At 36.4% G+C, this 16,769-nt stretch carries 16 protein-coding genes and 2 pseudogenes; 12 read left to right on the top strand and 6 right to left on the bottom strand.

Annotated features, from left to right (window positions below):
- A pseudogene (locus tag IJQ68_RS07425) lies at positions 1–225 on the top strand (sodium:calcium antiporter); the annotation flags it as partial.
- On the opposite strand, the gene IJQ68_RS07430 reads toward IJQ68_RS07425, so the two are convergent.
- Entirely contained in the window at positions 184–1,059 is an 876-nt protein-coding gene (locus IJQ68_RS07430; RefSeq protein WP_292798776.1) for a TIGR00269 family protein, read from the bottom strand. The pseudogene IJQ68_RS07425 and the gene IJQ68_RS07430 sit on opposite strands and share 42 nt — an antisense overlap.
- Positions 1,060–1,109: 50 nt before the next feature.
- On the opposite strand from IJQ68_RS07430, the gene IJQ68_RS07435 reads away from it, so the two are divergent.
- Positions 1,110–1,415 (top strand): MTH1187 family thiamine-binding protein, encoded by a 306-nt coding sequence (locus IJQ68_RS07435; RefSeq protein ID WP_292798778.1) that lies wholly within the window; start codon positions 1,110–1,112, stop codon positions 1,413–1,415.
- 18 nt (positions 1,416–1,433) lie between these two features.
- Here the strand turns inward: IJQ68_RS07435 and IJQ68_RS07440 are convergent, their stop codons facing one another.
- A complete protein-coding gene (locus tag IJQ68_RS07440; RefSeq protein WP_292798780.1) occupies positions 1,434–2,540 on the bottom strand; it encodes a DegT/DnrJ/EryC1/StrS aminotransferase family protein in 1,107 nt (368 codons plus the stop codon).
- Positions 2,541–2,620: 80 nt separating this feature from the next.
- Between IJQ68_RS07440 and IJQ68_RS07445 the strand changes: the two are divergent.
- The 5 genes and pseudogenes from IJQ68_RS07445 (at position 2,621) to cofG (ending at position 7,181) form a co-directional block, all read left to right on the top strand.
- Positions 2,621–3,782 (top strand): annotated as a pseudogene (locus tag IJQ68_RS07445) (tRNA (guanine(10)-N(2))-dimethyltransferase).
- Between the two features lie 199 nt (positions 3,783–3,981).
- The gene (locus IJQ68_RS07450; protein WP_058740015.1) at positions 3,982–4,458 is read left to right on the top strand and encodes an Lrp/AsnC family transcriptional regulator; all 477 of its coding nucleotides are present in this window, start codon (positions 3,982–3,984) and stop codon (positions 4,456–4,458) included.
- A gap of 231 nt (positions 4,459–4,689) precedes the next feature.
- Positions 4,690–5,628, top strand: a complete 939-nt coding sequence (gene mptA / locus IJQ68_RS07455; RefSeq protein WP_292798784.1) for a GTP cyclohydrolase MptA — start codon at positions 4,690–4,692, stop codon at positions 5,626–5,628.
- Between the two features lie 12 nt (positions 5,629–5,640).
- Positions 5,641–6,081, top strand: a complete 441-nt coding sequence (locus IJQ68_RS07460) for a DUF2120 family protein (protein WP_292798786.1) — start codon at positions 5,641–5,643, stop codon at positions 6,079–6,081.
- Positions 6,082–6,083: 2 nt separating this feature from the next.
- The gene (gene cofG, locus IJQ68_RS07465; protein ID WP_292798788.1) at positions 6,084–7,181 is read left to right on the top strand and encodes a 7,8-didemethyl-8-hydroxy-5-deazariboflavin synthase subunit CofG; all 1,098 of its coding nucleotides are present in this window, start codon (positions 6,084–6,086) and stop codon (positions 7,179–7,181) included.
- Here cofG and IJQ68_RS07470 read toward each other — a convergent pair.
- Entirely contained in the window at positions 7,159–7,881 is a 723-nt protein-coding gene (locus IJQ68_RS07470) for a class I SAM-dependent methyltransferase family protein (RefSeq protein WP_292798790.1), read from the bottom strand. The two genes, cofG and IJQ68_RS07470, sit on opposite strands and share 23 nt — an antisense overlap.
- A gap of 218 nt (positions 7,882–8,099) precedes the next feature.
- On the opposite strand from IJQ68_RS07470, the gene psmB reads away from it, so the two are divergent.
- The 5 genes from psmB (at position 8,100) to IJQ68_RS07495 (ending at position 13,259) form a co-directional block, all read left to right on the top strand.
- Positions 8,100–8,714 carry an archaeal proteasome endopeptidase complex subunit beta gene (psmB, locus tag IJQ68_RS07475; protein WP_292798792.1) on the top strand — a complete coding sequence of 205 codons (615 nt, stop codon included), beginning with the start codon at positions 8,100–8,102 and terminating at the stop codon, positions 8,712–8,714.
- A gap of 133 nt (positions 8,715–8,847) precedes the next feature.
- Positions 8,848–10,761: a beta-CASP ribonuclease aCPSF1 gene (locus IJQ68_RS07480; RefSeq protein WP_292798794.1), complete on the top strand. Its 1,914-nt coding sequence runs from the start codon at positions 8,848–8,850 to the stop codon at positions 10,759–10,761.
- Positions 10,762–10,839: 78 nt separating this feature from the next.
- A complete protein-coding gene (purM, locus tag IJQ68_RS07485) occupies positions 10,840–11,859 on the top strand; it encodes a phosphoribosylformylglycinamidine cyclo-ligase (protein ID WP_292798796.1) in 1,020 nt (339 codons plus the stop codon).
- Positions 11,860–11,869: 10 nt separating this feature from the next.
- Entirely contained in the window at positions 11,870–12,898 is a 1,029-nt protein-coding gene (gene comC, locus IJQ68_RS07490) for an L-sulfolactate dehydrogenase (protein WP_292798798.1), read from the top strand.
- Position 12,899: 1 nt separating this feature from the next.
- A complete protein-coding gene (locus tag IJQ68_RS07495) occupies positions 12,900–13,259 on the top strand; it encodes a hypothetical protein (protein ID WP_292798800.1) in 360 nt (119 codons plus the stop codon).
- Positions 13,260–13,267: 8 nt separating this feature from the next.
- Here the strand turns inward: IJQ68_RS07495 and IJQ68_RS07500 are convergent, their stop codons facing one another.
- The 3 genes from IJQ68_RS07500 to IJQ68_RS07510 form a co-directional block, all read right to left on the bottom strand.
- Positions 13,268–15,052, bottom strand: a complete 1,785-nt coding sequence (locus IJQ68_RS07500; protein ID WP_292798802.1) for a DNA-directed DNA polymerase — start codon at positions 15,050–15,052, stop codon at positions 13,268–13,270.
- Positions 15,052–16,065: an AI-2E family transporter gene (locus tag IJQ68_RS07505; protein WP_292798804.1), complete on the bottom strand. Its 1,014-nt coding sequence runs from the start codon at positions 16,063–16,065 to the stop codon at positions 15,052–15,054. Before IJQ68_RS07505 ends, IJQ68_RS07500 begins: the two co-directional genes overlap by 1 nt.
- Before the next feature lie 10 nt (positions 16,066–16,075).
- On the bottom strand, positions 16,076–16,769 hold a 694-nt coding region (locus IJQ68_RS07510), incomplete at its 5' end, for a dihydroorotate dehydrogenase electron transfer subunit (RefSeq protein WP_292798806.1).

The following is a 16,769-nucleotide window of genomic DNA, read 5'->3' on the forward strand; positions in this document are numbered from 1 at the left end:
ATAGGCTCAAACATATTCAATATTCTATTTGTACTTGGTGCTAGCAGTGCCATCAGTCCAATCATAATAAATCCAAATATGTTAATGGACATTCTTTTAATGCTAGGAGTTACATTATTATGTTTCATATTCGCCAAAACACAAGACAAATACGATAAAAAAGAAGGAATTATCCTTGTAGTACTATTCATCACCTACATGGCTTTCGCTATCCTGAGAAACTAACTCTTTTATTTCACAGGCCTTGCAGATGCCGGATGAAGTTGGTTCGCCGCAAATTTCACATTCATTGAGATGTGCCGGAATATCATTCTCAAAGACAAGAATCTTTTTGAATGATTCCATAATATTATTTTTTATGCCCGGATAGGCATCCTCATTAACATTTAAAAACTCTTTTATTTTTGCCCTTAAAGAGAGATGTGAATAAGGGCATTCGTCCAGATGAATATTGATATCATTTAATACAGCCCACATGCCCACTTCCTTTTCTGGAGTGTTCCATAATGGCTTGATTCTTGGAACCAGTTTCGGATGAATGACATCAAGCTCCGGACCGAATTTGGAAAACTTAATAGTATCCCCTCTTGCAAAACTCATCAGAAAAGACTGAATTTCATCATCAAGATTATGTCCGGTCGCAATCTTAGAAGCTCCCACTTCATATGCAGTTTTGTTTAGGATATTTCTTCTGAAAACGCCACAGGGAATGCATGCGCTTTTAAAATTAGCGTAAATATCGTCCAATGCGAAACCTTCCTCTTCAAGAAAAGACTTTTGAATAAGTTCAATACCCAAATCAGAAGCGTTTTGAACAGCAGCAGCAATACCATGACCCCTATATCCTTTGATTCCTTCATCAACACTGATGGCAACCAGATCAAAGTCCGCAACGTCCTGATACCTTTTTAGAGCATGTAATGTCAGAACACTGTCCTTTCCCCCGGACAATGCGACAGCTATCAGTTCGCCTTCCTTAATTAATTCATATTCTGAAATCAGATTGTTTATTCTTGAAAAAATCATCTGATTGAATTCATCCTTATCGAATTTTGCCATGGTAAATGATTTATAATTAGATTAATAAATAACTTTTTGGAGTGATAATTATGATTACATGTGATTTTGCAATATTGCCTGTCGGATGCGATTCAACCGAATGTAAGGATTATGTGGCCGCTGCCGTTCAGGTGGTTAAAGATTCCGGACTGAATTATGAACTGACCGGAATGGGAACACAGATAGAAGCCGAAGATTTAAAAGAACTGTATGAGGTTATAGCTAAAGCACAGGAAGCTGTTTTTGATGTTGGTGTTGGCCGTGTTTACAGCGTGATAAAAGTAGATGACAGACGTGACAGAAAAAACAGAACATTAGAAGCAAAAATAGAAACTGTAGAAAATATTTTAGAATAAAAGTCAAATTAATGACTTTTAATCCATTTTTTTAGAAGCTGTCTTAACGGCTCCAATTACTAAATCCAAATCATCACTGGTTAATGACGGATGGACAGGTAAGGAAATTACGCTGTCGGCTACCGCTTCAGCATTCGGGGAATTTCCGTTAAATCCTAGTTTTTGATAAATTGGTTGGTTGTATAATGGTATCGGATAGTGGACACCTGTTCCGATTCCTTCTTCAGTTAGGATATCAATCCAGTCATCCCTGTTTCCTTTTTCAACTCTTATTGTATACTGGTGATATACGTGTGTTGAGCCTTCTCTTGCATAAGGAGTGATGACACCATCAACATCAGCCAAACCTTCATTTAGATAAGCTGCATTTTCAGCTCTTTTTTGGTTGAATCCGTCAATTACCTTTAATTGAGCAAGACCGATTGCAGCAGAAATGTCAGTCATCCTGAAATTATATCCGATATCGTCATGGTGGTATTTTACACGTGATCCATGAGCCCTGAAAATATGTGCTTCCTCAACAAGCTCCTCATTGCTAGTAGTAATCATTCCGCCTTCTGAAGTGGTCATGTTTTTTGTCGGATAGAAACTGAAACATGCCATATCACCTAAACTGCCCACTTTTTTACCATCAAATGTTGAACCGTGAGCCTGAGCGGCGTCTTCAATCACAATCAAATCATGGTCTTCTGCTATGTCACAGATTGCACCCATATCTGCTGATTGACCGTAAAGCTGAACAGGCATGATAGCTTTGGTATTGTCAGTAATCAGCGCTTCTATGGTTTCAGGATCCAAGGTATAAGTTTTTAAATCAATGTCACCGAATACCGGTTTTGCTCCAGTATAAACAATGGAGTTTCCGCTTGCAATAAATGTGAACGGAGTGGTTATTACCTCATCTCCGGCACCGATGCCTGCAGCAAGCAAAGCAACGTGTAAAGCAGCTGTACCTGAATTGGTTGCAACACCATAATCCGCATCAACCCATGATGCAAATTCCTTTTCGAATTCTGAAACTTTTGGGCCTTGAGCAATCATTCCGGATTTCAAAACCTCAACCACATTATCAATTTCTTTTTGTCCTATAATCGGTTTAGCTATGGGAACTTTAATATTTGACACAATATCACCTTTAAAACTATACTAATATTTAAATTTAATAATATTTAAAATATTAGTAACTAAATTGAAAAGTGATTAACTTGGATGATTATAAACTTAAAACGATTGAAGAAGGATTGACAAAAATACAATTCCCCGAATATGAAAAAGTTTCATCTGATGCACCTGTTTTTTATAATCCCCAGATGGAATTGAACAGGGACATTTCAATTCTGGCACTGCAGACTTATCAGAATGAACAGAAAAGGGAAATAAATATCTGTGATTTGTTCGGAGGAAGCGGAATAAGGGGCGTTCGCTATAAAAATGAAATAGATGGCGTGGGCAAGGTATACATCAATGACATAAGCGAACTTGCAAACAGATTTGAAAAGCATAACGTTGAGCTGAACAGCCTTGAGGATATTGAAATACACCAGCACGATGCAAGCATGTTTTTAAGGCTCAACCGTGGGGAATTTGACGTTATTGACATAGATCCTTTCGGAACACCTTCACCGTTTCTTGACTCAGCAGGCTACTGCGCAAGAAGAGAATCGCTTTTATGCGTCACCGCTACAGACACTTCCGCACTTTGCGGAACATATAAGGAGCCATGCATACGTAAATACAATTCAAAACCTTACAAAAGTGAATACTGTCATGAAACGGGAATTAGAATCTTGGCCGGCTTTTGCGCTATGACCTTATCAAAATATGCAAAATGCATCGAAGTGCTGCTGTCCCACAGTACTGAACATTATATGAGATTATACCTGAAAATTAAAAAGGGTTCAAAAAGAACTGATGAGACTCTGAAAAATATGGGCTACATCAGCCACTGTAAAGAATGTCTGTATAGAGAAACTTCAAAAGGACTTGCAACTTCAACACCAGACATCTGTCCGGAATGTGGGCAAAAGCTGATTCAGGCAGGTCCATTATGGTTGGGAAATATTCAAAATAAGGAAATTTATCACAAAAATGATTGATGAAGCAGAAAATAAACAGCTGAACACAAAAGACAAATTATTGAAACTGTTAAACTCATGTTTAATTGAAGCCGACAGTCCGGCAACATTCTATGATGTTCATTCAATATGCAGGTCTTTAAAAATAAGTGCTCCAAAACTGGATTTAATACTGGACAATATTCGAAAAAATGGATATAATGTTGAAAAAACACACTTCCAACCGACAGGGATAAAGACAGATGCTCCGATTAATGTGATTAAAGAAGTGTTAATGAAGTTAAACAAATGAGGAATAGCTAAATGCAGGATTATTTAAATATCCATAATAATAAAAAAACAATAAAAAATGTTTATAATTTATATTACATCAAATTTTTTTATAAAAAATATGGAAAAGTAATTAAAAAAAATGAAAAATTTTAAATAATTTATAATAGAAATAAAATAATAAGAAATTTACTTCTTAATAAAATGGGGGAGGAATATTATTGGTAAAAGAAAAAGACAACATTGTTAAATTGGATGATACTGATATCAAAATATTAAAAATCATCAATAAAGATGTTAGAACATCATACAGACAAATATCAAGAGATTTAGACGTTTCTGTTGGAACTATCCATAACCGTATTGACAAGATGGTTAAAACTGGAGTCATTAAAAAATTCTCACCAGTAATAGACCATGAAAAGTTAGGTTTCGTTTTAACAACAATTATCGGAGTCAGAGTCAAAGGAGGAAAACTCAAAAACTGGGAAGAAAAGACCTTCTTCAATAAAAACGTTGTAGGTATCTATGATGTTACCGGAGAATATGATGCATTTTTAATAGCTAAATTCAGAAACACAAATGAATTAAACTCATTTATCAAAGAATTACTGAAAGACCCTATTATAGAAAGAACATACACCCAAACCGTGCTGGATGTAATCAAAGAAGACATGGGATCATCAAACATTTTATAAATACGGTAGTCAATACTACTGTATTACTTATTTTATTAACATCCATATTAACCAAAAATATATATTTTATATCATAAATTGAACAATTATTAAAATTAGATTTTATAAACATTTAAATGTTCGAATTTTGTACAAAAAAATAAGAAATTATTATTTAAAATCCTACTACCTAATTTAAATATATTAAACAATATAACATTATTATCAAAATATTATTTAGAGGTTATGAAATTGGCAATTTGTTTACCAGACACGCAAGATGACGAACCGCAGATTCCTATAAAATTAACTAGGGTAGGGGTAACTGGGGTCAAAAAACTTTTGCAACTCGAAAGAAGAAATAAAAGACCGATAATTCTATTACCGACTTTTGATGCATTCGTAGATTTACCATTCAACCAAAAAGGAGTGCACATGTCAAGAAACCCTGAAGCAATCAGCGAAGTTTTAGACAGTATATCTGAAGATAAAAGTGTTGGAGTAGAATCATTATGTGCTAAGATTGTTGAAAAAATGATGGATAAACACGAATACGCCAAACGTGTTGAAATATCCATGACAACTGACTACATGTTTATGCGTGAGTCACCTGTGACCAAACATAAAACTCAAGAGATGGCAAACCTGAAGGCAAAAGCTGTAGGTTTGAGAGATGATGAAGGAAACGTTGAGATTAGAAAAAGTATTGGTGCAGAAGTAATTGGAATGACTGTTTGTCCATGTGCACAAGAATCTGTAAGAGAGTCCGATAAAAACAAATTATTGGAATTCCTTGATGAAGAAACTACTCAGAAAGTTCTTGAAACTGTAACATTCGCATCCCACAACCAGAGAGGTGTCGGAACATTATTGATTGAGGTACCTGAAGGATGGGAAGTTAAAGGGGAAGACATTATAGACATCATAGAAAAATCAATGTCCTCACCAGTTTGTGAACTTCTCAAAAGACCTGATGAAAATGCTACTGTAATGAATGCTCACAGAAAACCTGTTTTTGTTGAAGATTGTGTTAGAAACATGATGGAAATGATTGCAGAAAAATATTCCGACTTGCCTGATGACACATTAATCACTTCACGTCAGGAAAATCAGGAAAGTATTCACAGACATAACGCATTTGCAGAAAAAGTCACTACAATGGGTGACTTGAAAGCGGAATTAAACTTATAAGGACTTGATTTGATGCAAAAAAAATTAGAAATCACAGGCCAGGTTATGGCATTCTTTGATTCATTCAAAGGATCCCGTGCAGCCATCAATAACGATAAAATAGTTATCGTTAGAAGCCGTTCAAGAAAAGTAATACCGATTGATGAGCTTGAAAGCAAAGTTGCAGAAATTGGTGAACAGCTTGGCGGCGTAGAGGTTCCTGCAGATTCTAAAAAAATAGAAGATATTTTAAAATCAGGAGATCAGCATATTCAGGAAAGCCATATACAAACAGGATCCATTGACAATAAAGGTTTTATGAGAGTTAAAGAAGACCTTGAATCAATGGGACTTGTAGTTGCTTATAAAGTTTTTGAACTTCCAAGCTTTGATGTCATCATTGCAATATGGGAAGACAAAAATGAGCTTCCTCCGTTATATGTTGAAGTCACTGTTTCTGAAAAAGAAGAGTAAAAATGACAAATTATTCAAAAGAGGATATTCTTTCAATATTGAATGCTAAAGATTCAGACATTTTAAAATACATGTCTGAAACAGCACAATATAGAAAGGATAATCTTATTACTTATTCTAAAAACGTATTTATTCCATTAACCGAAATCTGTCGAAACGATTGCGGATACTGTAATTTTAAAAAAGACCCTGCCGATAAGGAAGCTATTATTCTAAAAACCAAAGAGGAAGTTTTAAATGAACTGAAAATAGCTGAAGAATACGGGTGTAAGGAAGCATTATTTACTTTTGGTGAGGATGCTGACGAAGAAGAAGTGGTTTTAAAGAGATTGAATGAATTCGGCTATGACAACATGGTTGACTATGTAGTTGACATCTGCCAGATGACCCTTGACGAAACAATCCTGCTTCCCCATTCCAATGGCGGAAACTTCTCTTATGAAGCGTTAAAAAAGCTCAAGGAAGTTAATGCGTCCATGGGACTGATGCTTGAAAACTCATCAAAAAGACTGATGGAACTTCCAACGCACAACAAAAGTCCTGGAAAAGATCCTGAATTGAGATTGAAAACAATAACCAATGCGGGAAAACTGAAAATACCTTATACTACAGGAATTTTAATCGGTATCGGCGAGACAACTGAAGAGATTGCAGATTCATTGTTTGCGATTAAGGAAATCAACGATGAATACGGACATATACAGGAAATCATTATTCAGAACTTTACGTCAACACCGGACATTGAAATGTGCGACTGGCCGGAACCTAGCCTTTTGGACATGATCAGAACAGTTACTGCAGCCACATTGCTATTCAGTGACAGCGATGTCAGCATACAGGTTCCACCGAACTTGAATTATGATACCGCACAGGTGTTCCTTTTATGCGGAGCTGACGATTGGGGCGGAGTATCACCTGTAAGTCAGGATTACGTTAATCCGACTTCCCCATGGCCGACACTGGACACTCTAGATAATCTGACATCAGATGCAGGTTTTGAGTTGATTGAAAGATTATGTATCTATGAAAAATATATCAATGATGAATGGTTGAATGATGCTCTTTTAGAAAAGACGCTTAGTCTATTAAAGCATCAATAACTACATGCTCTACACCAGGAGCATACTTTTTAATTTTATTTATTTTTAACAGCTCAACATCCCTGTCTCCGGCAGCCTGTCTGATACGTGAAATAGGTCTTGTTTCAATAAGTTTTTCGGGAACCGTTTCATGGTAGTGAATGACTCCACCCCCATTTAGGCTTTCAACAGCCGCTTTCAGATAATGGTGCGTGGTCTTGACATATCCCATCACAATGCGGTCAGCCTCATAGTTAGGGGTTTCAACAAGACAGTCCCCCAGAACAGGCACAATATTATCACATTTATTTAATTTAATATTTTCACACAAATAATGATGGGAATTAGGATTGATTTCTATGGAAATTACCTTTTCAGCATTGGAATGAACACCAATCGGAATTGAAAAATAACCTATGCCCGCAAACATATCAATGACAGTTTCACCATCCCCAACCAGCTTGGCTATCCTTAAACGTTCATTGACATTGCCCTTAGACCACATCACTTTAGCCAAATCCAGTTTGAACAGGCATTTATTTTCCTTATTTACGGTTTCGGTTTCACAGCCATATAAAATATTATAGACCGGTTCCCTTTTTGTTCCCTGAATATGGTCTATTTTCATTATGGTTTTTACATTATGTATTTTGGCCAATTTCTCCAAATCAGCATAATCTTCATTTAAAATTAATATATCTCCGATTTTTTTATATTTCATTAAAAATTATATTTGATTTGAGTCATATTTAAAAGTGTTCTATTGTCTAAACTTAAAAATTAAAGAAAACATTTATATACTTAGAATAGCTAATAATTAATTGTTAGTTTAAACTGACATATTGATTCTGATTTTAAATAAAATTTAAATAATATTTTATTGATATTACCTAAAAGTAGTTGAAATTATATTTTAAATACTTGTAGAGGTGTTTTTAAATGGATGACAAAATTTTAGAAGGTACAACAACCGTAGGTATAACCTGTAAAGATGGAGTTGTATTTGCAAGCGAAAGAAGAGCTAGTATGGGTAACTTAGTAGCTCACAAAGTCGCAGAAAAAATATTTAAAATTGATGATCACATCGTAACAACCATAGCTGGTTCCGTTGGAGATGCACAAAGTCTTATGAAAATAATTGAAGCAGAAGTTTCATTATATCAAATGAGAAACAACGATGCCATCAGCGTTAAAGCTGCAGCATCATTAACTGCAAACATATTACGTTCAGGACCAATGTATGTTCAGACATTGCTCGGTGGTATGGATGGAGACAAACCTTCCCTTTACTCACTCGACCCGGCTGGTGGTATGATTGAAGATACTTATATATCAACAGGATCAGGTTCTATCGTAGCATACGGTGTTTTAGAAGATAGATACACTGATGACCTTACAACTGACGAAGGAATTGAAATAGCCATAAGAGCTATAAGAGCTGCTGCTGAACGTGACACCTACTCCGGTAACGGATATTTAGTCGCTAAAGTGGATAAAAACGGCTTTGAAATGTTAGAAAATGAAAAAATTAATGAGATTCTAGAAAAAATATAAGCGATAACTAATTTTTCATAAACTAACTATTTTTTTATATAATAAGTGTACATAGTTTGTGAAGTTTAACTAATTATAGCCAAAAGCTTTTCACAGACTATTTTATACACTACACTTTTTTTGAAGGGATTATATGACTTCAGATATTTTAGATGAAATTAAAAAAGAGATTTTGGCAAAACTACCAAAAACAACACAGGTTTCAAAGGTTGAGTTTGAAGGACCTGAAGTGGTAGTTTATACTAAAAATCCGCAAGTTATTACTGAAAACGGTGATTTAATAAGATCACTTGCAAAAGAGCTTAGAAAAAGAATTATTATTAGATCTGACAAAAGTGCGTTACTCAGTCATGAGGAAACAATCAATAAAATTCATGAAATTGTTCCTGAAGGTGCAGAGATTACCGACATTTACTTTGATACAGTAACCGGTGAAGTTGTCATTACAGCCAAAAAGCCAGGACTTGTCATCGGTAAATACGGCGCTACATCCAGAAACATTGTTAAAAATACAGGTTGGGCTCCTAAAATATTAAGAACCCCACCGATCAGTTCAGATGTTATTGGTAAAATTAGAACTACCTTAAAAAACAGTAGTAAAGACAGAAAAAAATTATTACAGAGATTAGGACGTCAGATTCACCAGGGAAGCAAATATCCTAATGATTGGGCTAGAGTAACTTCCATGGGAGGATTCAAGGAAGTAGGACGTTCATCAATGCTTTTGCAAACACCTAACAGTCGTGTTTTATTAGATTGTGGTGTTAATGTAGCAGCACCTGACAACAAAACTGCATTCCCTTATTTGAACGCACCTGAATTTTCAATTGAAGAGCTTGATGCAGTTATTATTTCTCACGCTCACTTAGATCACTGTGGATTTGTACCATACCTTTATCACTACGGATATGAAGGACCTGTTTACTGTACAACTCCAACAAGAGATTTAACTACTTTATTACAATTAGACCACATTGATATTGCACACAGGGAAGGTAATCCATTGCCTTTCAATGTAAAACATATTCACAAAGCAATCAAAAACACTATCACCTTAGATTACGGTGAAGTGACCGACATATCTCCAGATATCAGATTAACATTGCATAATGCAGGACACATCCTGGGTTCAGCAATTTCCCATATGCACATTGGAGACGGTGCACATAACCTTGTCTACACAGGGGACTTCAAATACGAACCGTCAAGACTGCTTGAGCCTGCAACCATAAGATTCCCACGTGCCGAAACAGTGATTATGGAAAGTACTTACGGTGGTAGGGAAGATGTTCAGCCATCAAGAAACTCCGCTGAAAAAGAAATGATGAAAACAATCTACAGAACATTGAAACGTGGCGGAAAAGTATTGGTCCCAGTATTTGCTGTAGGAAGAGCACAAGAGCTTATGGTAGTACTTGAAGAATACATGAGACACGGAATGATCGACGAAGTGCCAATCTACATTGACGGTATGATTTGGGAAGCTACAGCAATTCACACAGCAAGACCGGAATACCTGAGCAAAGACTTAAGAGATCAAATATTCCATATGGGAAGAAATCCGTTTGTCTCAGACATGTTTGAAAAAGTTCAAAACTTCAATCAGAGAAAGGATATTGTCGAAAGCGAAGAGCCTGCAATCATCTTATCAACTTCAGGTATGTTAACCGGAGGAAATTCAGTAGAATACTTCAAATGGTTATGTGAAGATGAAAGAAACACTTTAATCTTTGTAGGATACCAGTCTGAAGGATCCCTTGGTAGAAGAATCCAAAAAGGAAGAAAAGACGTACCTCTTGAAGATGATGATGGAAAAACCAAAGAGTTCCATGTCAATATGGAAACAAAAACCATTCATGGATTCAGTGGTCACTCCAACAGAAGACAGTTAATGGAATATGTTAAAAGACTTAATCCAAGACCTGAAAAAGTCATTACTTGTCACGGAGACCCTAAAAAAGCAGTTGACTTAGCTTCATCAATCCATAGAAGCTATAAAATTGAAACAAGGACTCCAATTAATTTAGATTGTGTGAGAATTCATTAATAAAAATTAAATACTAATCAAGACAAATATTTATATAATATTAATTAATTTATTATAAAAATGCTAAAGGGTGTATAAATGGTTACTTATTCAGAATCTGGTGTTGATATTGATTTAGAAGCAAAAACAGTGTCTGAAATTGCAGCTAAACTTCAATCAACATTAGAATGTAGAGATATTATAACTGATAGCGGACATTATGCTGCTTTAGTTAAATTAGGTGATAAAGCTATTGCAATGAGTACCGACGGTGTCGGAAGTAAAATTTTAATAGCTGAAATGTTGAACAAATACGATACTGTTGGAATTGACTGTATTGCTATGGTCGTGAACGATATCTTATGCGTTGGTGCTGAACCGATAGCATTAGTCGATTACCTTGCTGTTGAAAAACCTGATCCTGCAAGAGCAGCTGAAATAGCTGAAGGTCTTGTTAAAGGAGCCAATGAATCAAAAATAGCAATCATAGGTGGAGAAACAGCATCACTTCCAGGCATCATCAAAGACTTCGATTTAGCCGGAACAGGTATTGGATTTGTAGATATTGACAAAATCATTACCGGTGAAGACATTCAGCCTGGAAACGTATTGATTGGTATTAACAGTAACGGTATCCACTCAAACGGATACAGCTTAGCTAGAAAAGCGTTATTCGACGACGCAGGATTCAGCGTTGATGATAAAATGCCAAATGGCACAACCACTATCGGAGAGGAACTGATAAGACCAACCGAATTATATGTGAAACCTATCGTAGCATTGTTTGAAAAAGAATATAAAATTAATGGATTGGCACATATTACTGGTGGAGGATTTACAAATCTCAGACGTTTGAAAAAAGGCGTTGGGTATGAGATAACTGATTTGCCTGAAACACCAGAGATATTCAAGCTTATCTATGAACAGAATGTGGACATTAAAGAAATGTACAAAGTATTCAACATGGGAATTGGTTTTGTTGTAATCGCTGATGAAAGCGAAGCGGACAAAATTATGGATACTTTGAACGAATATTGCCAATGCCAAATCATTGGTAAAGTAACTGACGATGAAAAAATTATTGTTAAGGGTTTTGAAGGCTCTACAATAGAATATTAGGAGGTATAAAATGAAGATCATGAAGGATAACGAAATAGCTCTTGTAAAAGAAATATTAAAGAAATTAGGGGCTAGTGAAGAAGATTGTGAATTAGTGGCTGAAGCTACAATTGATGCTGACTTAAAAGGATTTACATCTCACGGACTCGGAAGATTCCCACAATACCTAATCAGTATCGAAGCAGGAACAATCAATTTGGAAGACAACATTACAATAGAAAAAGAAACTCCTGCAATCGCATTAATTAACGGTAACAGCGGATTTGGCCAAGCAGTATCCTACAAAGCAATGCAAATAGCAATCAAAAAAGCTAAAGAAGTAGGTATCGGGTGTGTTGGAGTTCACAATACAAACCACTTCGGTGTTACAGGATTTTATTCCGATTTAGCATTAAGAGAAAATGTAATCGGTATGGTTTTAGCTAATACAGACCCTGCAATCGCACCGTTAGGTGGAAAAGAAGCATTGATTGGTACTAACCCTATAGCTATCGGTATTCCTTCTGAAACTTACATTACTGTAGACATGGCAACTTCCGTAACCGCACGTGGAAAAATCATCGAATCAAGAAGAAAAGGCTTGGATTTACCTGAAGGCTGGGCATTGGACAAAGACGGAAACCCAACAACTGATCCTGAAGCAGCACTTGACGGAGGATCAATCCTACCATTCGGCGGATTCAAAGGATATGCTCTTGCATTAATGGTTGAAATATTAACCGGACCATTAGTACAGGCAGGTTACGGTAAAGGAGTTACTGGTACAGCTTCACCCGAAAAAGACTGTACAAAAGGTGACTTATACGTTGCAATCGACCCATCCAAATTTGGAGACTTTGGCGATTTCGTAGCAAATACTGAAGACTTCGTATCCCAAGTAAGAGCTACCGGTGAAACTGTAGCTATTCCTGGAGATTTGGAAGTAAAAAGAATAGCTGAAGCTGAAGAAAACGGAATTGAAATAGATGCTAAATTATACGAGCAATTGAAAGAAATCTGTGATAATTTAGATATCGACCTCGATTCATATCTCGAATAGAATGTTTGAAAATAGACCTAGAGGAAGGGCTTTGGCTAAAAGAACTTCCTATATTTATATTATTCTTGCTGTTTTAGCATTCATCATAATGTTTGCTTTTAATTCAAGTACTGGTGCAATGGTATTGGCTGAAAGAGGAGCCAGCATATTGACATTGGTAATTGGAGCAGCATTTTATCTGATTTTTGCAGCCGTCATTTATTTCATTTCAACAAGATATGACAATGACGAGACAGCATGGAAACTGTATGTTGTAATTGCCGTACTGAATTTCATAGTTATCGGATTCAGCATATTGATATTAATCTTATCCATACTTCTTGTTGTAAGCGCAAATGACATCAGAAATGAACTAATTTAGTTCATTCATTACTTTTTTTCATATTTTGCATAAAAACCATCAGTATCAGCATATATTGCTTTAAAACCATATTTTTCAGATTCCTTCATTGCATGCTTAATATATTGCCTTCCCCATGAGGTAATGGCTTTTGCACATTCAAAGGAATACCATCTGAAACGAGGAAATCCATAAATACCATACATTGTGTTTGCAAGTCGTTTAATGGCCTGCTGCTGTACATCAAGGGATTTTCTCTCTGTAGGGTCTTCGCAAGCTTTCATTTCACGCTTGATTCTGAAACGTTCCTGTAGAATCTTATAGATAACTGATGGAATAAAACCCTGTGGAGATTTTTTAAACTTTAAGTCATGTTCCGGTGAAATGTTATACTCGTCAGGATTTTCCACATCCCCCTGCTCCAGGACATCCGGAGAGATGTTTTTTGAAATGATTATGCTTGGATACAGGCTTCTGAAATCGAACTGTACAAGGTTTTCGTGCAGTCCCTTATCAGGCTCGAGGACAAATCCACCCTCATTATCCTCGGCATTTGCACGGTCTGTAAAATTTGATCCCTGCTTGTTGGGAACGACCTCATCATCAAAGTATGCCTGCTTTACCAAAAACCATTCTGCCTGCTGGCCTGTGGCCATACGGCTTACGTCAAATAAAGGCTGACCTATTATACGGGTAAGTTCCAGGTTAAGTGGTAAGGTTTGTTCCGCAATCTTTAATGTTGCAATCACGTCATCCAGTGAATAGTCGAAGAGATTGTCAAGCTCTTCGCCACCATTGTCCCAGAATTCCCATATTCTGTCTCCGGGAACATCTATTTTTTCCTCTCCGAAAAGTTCCAGATAAACCCTTTCCAGAGTGTATCTGTCCAGGGACATGTACCTTCTCATCACAAGGTATAAGTCAACATGAATCAGCCCTTTCATGGATGCGGCATTAGTGAAACCTCTTTTTATGAAGCGGATATCGGAACCGTCCATTCCCAAATCCAAATCTATGCCATGAATCTTTGCCCTTTCAATGAGGTATGGGAAATCGAAGTTGTCTGAGTTGTACCCTACAATGATATCAACATTATTTTCCTTCACGATGTCTGCAAATGTCTGTATCATTTCCTTTTCGGATGACACCTGATTTACAAAATCATCTCTGGCGGATGAATTGGTCTTGGTGGATATTACCTGATTTATGCCAAAGTTGCTTGCAACACCAATCATGATTATCTCATCTTCAGAAGAATCAGGCATTCCATGAGGGTTTCTAACTTCCAAATCAAAGCTGAGAATTCTGAAGTCATTGACATTGTCATCAACCCTTTCCAGCGGCCTGTCCAGTTTTATGATTTCAACTCCATGCTTTTCGCTTTCAAGAGCGGAAAATGAATCCAATAATTCACCTGACGCCTTCACTTTAGTCATCGGTATTACATCCCTGTCCATCAGGTATCTTCTATAAAACGGAATATCAAATTCCCTTATCTGTATTACACTGTCAAGATCCCTTATGGCATCCCTGTTTTTGGACAGTTCCTGAGGATGAGTAAAAGTAACCTTAATAAATGTTTTTTCAATCTGAAAATCCTTTTTTGTTACTTTTTCTATTATAACATTATCCAGAAGCTCGTCAAGGTCTTTCATGCATCCGTCAGGGTCATTGCTGTATACATAAAGATATGGTGTAAAGGAATCGTCTATTAGGACAACATTTTTTTCACCTTCTTTTGAAAATAAGCGCACTACTGGCCTGTCTTCATATGATATATAGTCAATATCTAGAATAACAACTTCCTTTTCCATTATTGGGACTCCTTCAATTCTTTTCTAAAACTATCTAAAACCGCATATGTAATTCCAAGTATTAACGGACCTATTATGAAACCTACAATACCATAAACCAGAGGACCTGCCAAAAATCCTACCAGAAGGATTAGCGGATGAATGTCTGCATGATGTGATGAAATTGCAGGGCGTATATACATGTCCACCAGGCTCAGGAAGAATCCGAAAAGAAGAACAACGATTACTCTCGGATAATTTCCGTTTATTGCATCAATTATAGCTAATGCCCAATAGATTGGCCATGGCCCGAATATAGGTATCAGCTGAAGGATACCTGTTATGACTCCCAGAAATACTCCGTAAGGATATCCCAGAATCGAATATCCTATCGCTCCAAAGATTCCGATGATTACAGATGTCAGGAAGTGACCGTAAAATATGCTTTTCAGTACGTCTTCAACTGATTCTACAGTCCTGTTGAAAAATCCCATATGTTCATCAGGTATGAATGATTTTATAAATTCCAGACATTTGTCTCCATCTTTGACAAAATAGTAAACTGAACAAATCAGAATGAACAGATCCAGAGTAATATTAGCAATTGAACCTAATTTACCGACCAGATAACTGGCAACGTATTTTATGATATCCTCAACTGTTGATGTGAGATTGTTGGGATCAAACATTGAATTTTGCGGAAGATAAACTGATATTTGTGTTAATGCAGAGTTAATGTCCAGATTGGGATTGGAAACAAAAAAGTCTGTCAGGAATCCTGAAATTACCAATATGATATATGCTATCAGAAGCACTAATGGGATTAAAATCACAATCATTGAAATTAATATGGAAATCGATTGAAATTTCAGTTTTGACTGAATCCTTTTGGCGATAGGCCTGACACCATATGCCAAAATCGCCCCCAGTATTATCATATTCAAAACAGGAAATACGAAAATTAATGAAATTGCCAAGAGAAGTATTATCAGCATGATAGGGGGAGTAATATATTCCTTTAAATCTTTTTCCATATTATCACATTTAATATCTTACGCCAGATGCGTCACGTCTGTATTTTCCAAATTCGTCAATTAGTCTTATCTTTTCGTTATCAAAAACAGGACCTTCAACGCAGATTCTCCATCCTGTATTGTCTACACAGCACTGGCCGCATACTCCCAGAGCACATTTCATATATCTTTCAAGGGAATAATCCGCAGGTATGTTAGCATCTTCAAGTATATTGAATATTCCTATCATCATTATCTCAGGTCCGCAGACAAATGCATAATCATAAGAGCACTCTTCGAGCAAACTGCTGAGACAATCTGAAGCGTATCCTTCAAAACCATATGACCCGTCATCAGTGCACGGATGAACATTTGCACCACATTTTTCCAAATCATCTAAAAACAGCAATTCGTCCTTAGTGGTAGCTGCAACAAGCACATCAACATCATTGTTTTTAACCAGTTCATGAGTCAATGCCGTGACCGGAGCCATACCAACCCCACCACCGATTACCAGCAGTTTTTTGTCTTTGAAATCAGTACAAAATCCGTTTCCGTAACTTCCTCTGACACCGATTTTGTCTCCAACATTCAAGTCATGAAGCTGGCCTGTGAATTCACCAATATTTTTAACGCTGATTGAAAGCTCACCGTCACCAATATTTGAAATGGACATCGGCTTTTCATCCGAAAAGTTCCATACCATTAAGAATTCTCCAGGATTA

Source organism: Methanobrevibacter sp., assembly GCF_017447225.1.
Taxonomy (GTDB): Archaea; Methanobacteriota; Methanobacteria; order Methanobacteriales; family Methanobacteriaceae; genus Methanocatella.

Excerpts from the sequence above, each read along its gene's own strand:
- IJQ68_RS07430 (WP_292798776.1), bottom strand. The coding sequence starts at position 1,059 with ATGGCAAAATTCGATAAGGATGAATTCAATCAGATGATTTTTTCAAGA.
- IJQ68_RS07435 (WP_292798778.1), top strand. The coding sequence starts at position 1,110 with ATGATTACATGTGATTTTGCAATATTGCCTGTCGGATGCGATTCAACC.
- IJQ68_RS07460 (WP_292798786.1), top strand. The coding sequence starts at position 5,641 with ATGCAAAAAAAATTAGAAATCACAGGCCAGGTTATGGCATTCTTTGAT.
- cofG (WP_292798788.1), top strand. The coding sequence starts at position 6,084 with ATGACAAATTATTCAAAAGAGGATATTCTTTCAATATTGAATGCTAAA.
- IJQ68_RS07470 (WP_292798790.1), bottom strand. The coding sequence starts at position 7,881 with ATGAAATATAAAAAAATCGGAGATATATTAATTTTAAATGAAGATTAT.
- psmB (WP_292798792.1), top strand. The coding sequence starts at position 8,100 with ATGGATGACAAAATTTTAGAAGGTACAACAACCGTAGGTATAACCTGT.
- IJQ68_RS07480 (WP_292798794.1), top strand. The coding sequence starts at position 8,848 with ATGACTTCAGATATTTTAGATGAAATTAAAAAAGAGATTTTGGCAAAA.
- purM (WP_292798796.1), top strand. The coding sequence starts at position 10,840 with ATGGTTACTTATTCAGAATCTGGTGTTGATATTGATTTAGAAGCAAAA.
- comC (WP_292798798.1), top strand. The coding sequence starts at position 11,870 with ATGAAGATCATGAAGGATAACGAAATAGCTCTTGTAAAAGAAATATTA.
- IJQ68_RS07495 (WP_292798800.1), top strand. The coding sequence starts at position 12,900 with ATGTTTGAAAATAGACCTAGAGGAAGGGCTTTGGCTAAAAGAACTTCC.
- IJQ68_RS07500 (WP_292798802.1), bottom strand. The coding sequence starts at position 15,052 with ATGGAAAAGGAAGTTGTTATTCTAGATATTGACTATATATCATATGAA.
- IJQ68_RS07505 (WP_292798804.1), bottom strand. The coding sequence starts at position 16,065 with ATGGAAAAAGATTTAAAGGAATATATTACTCCCCCTATCATGCTGATA.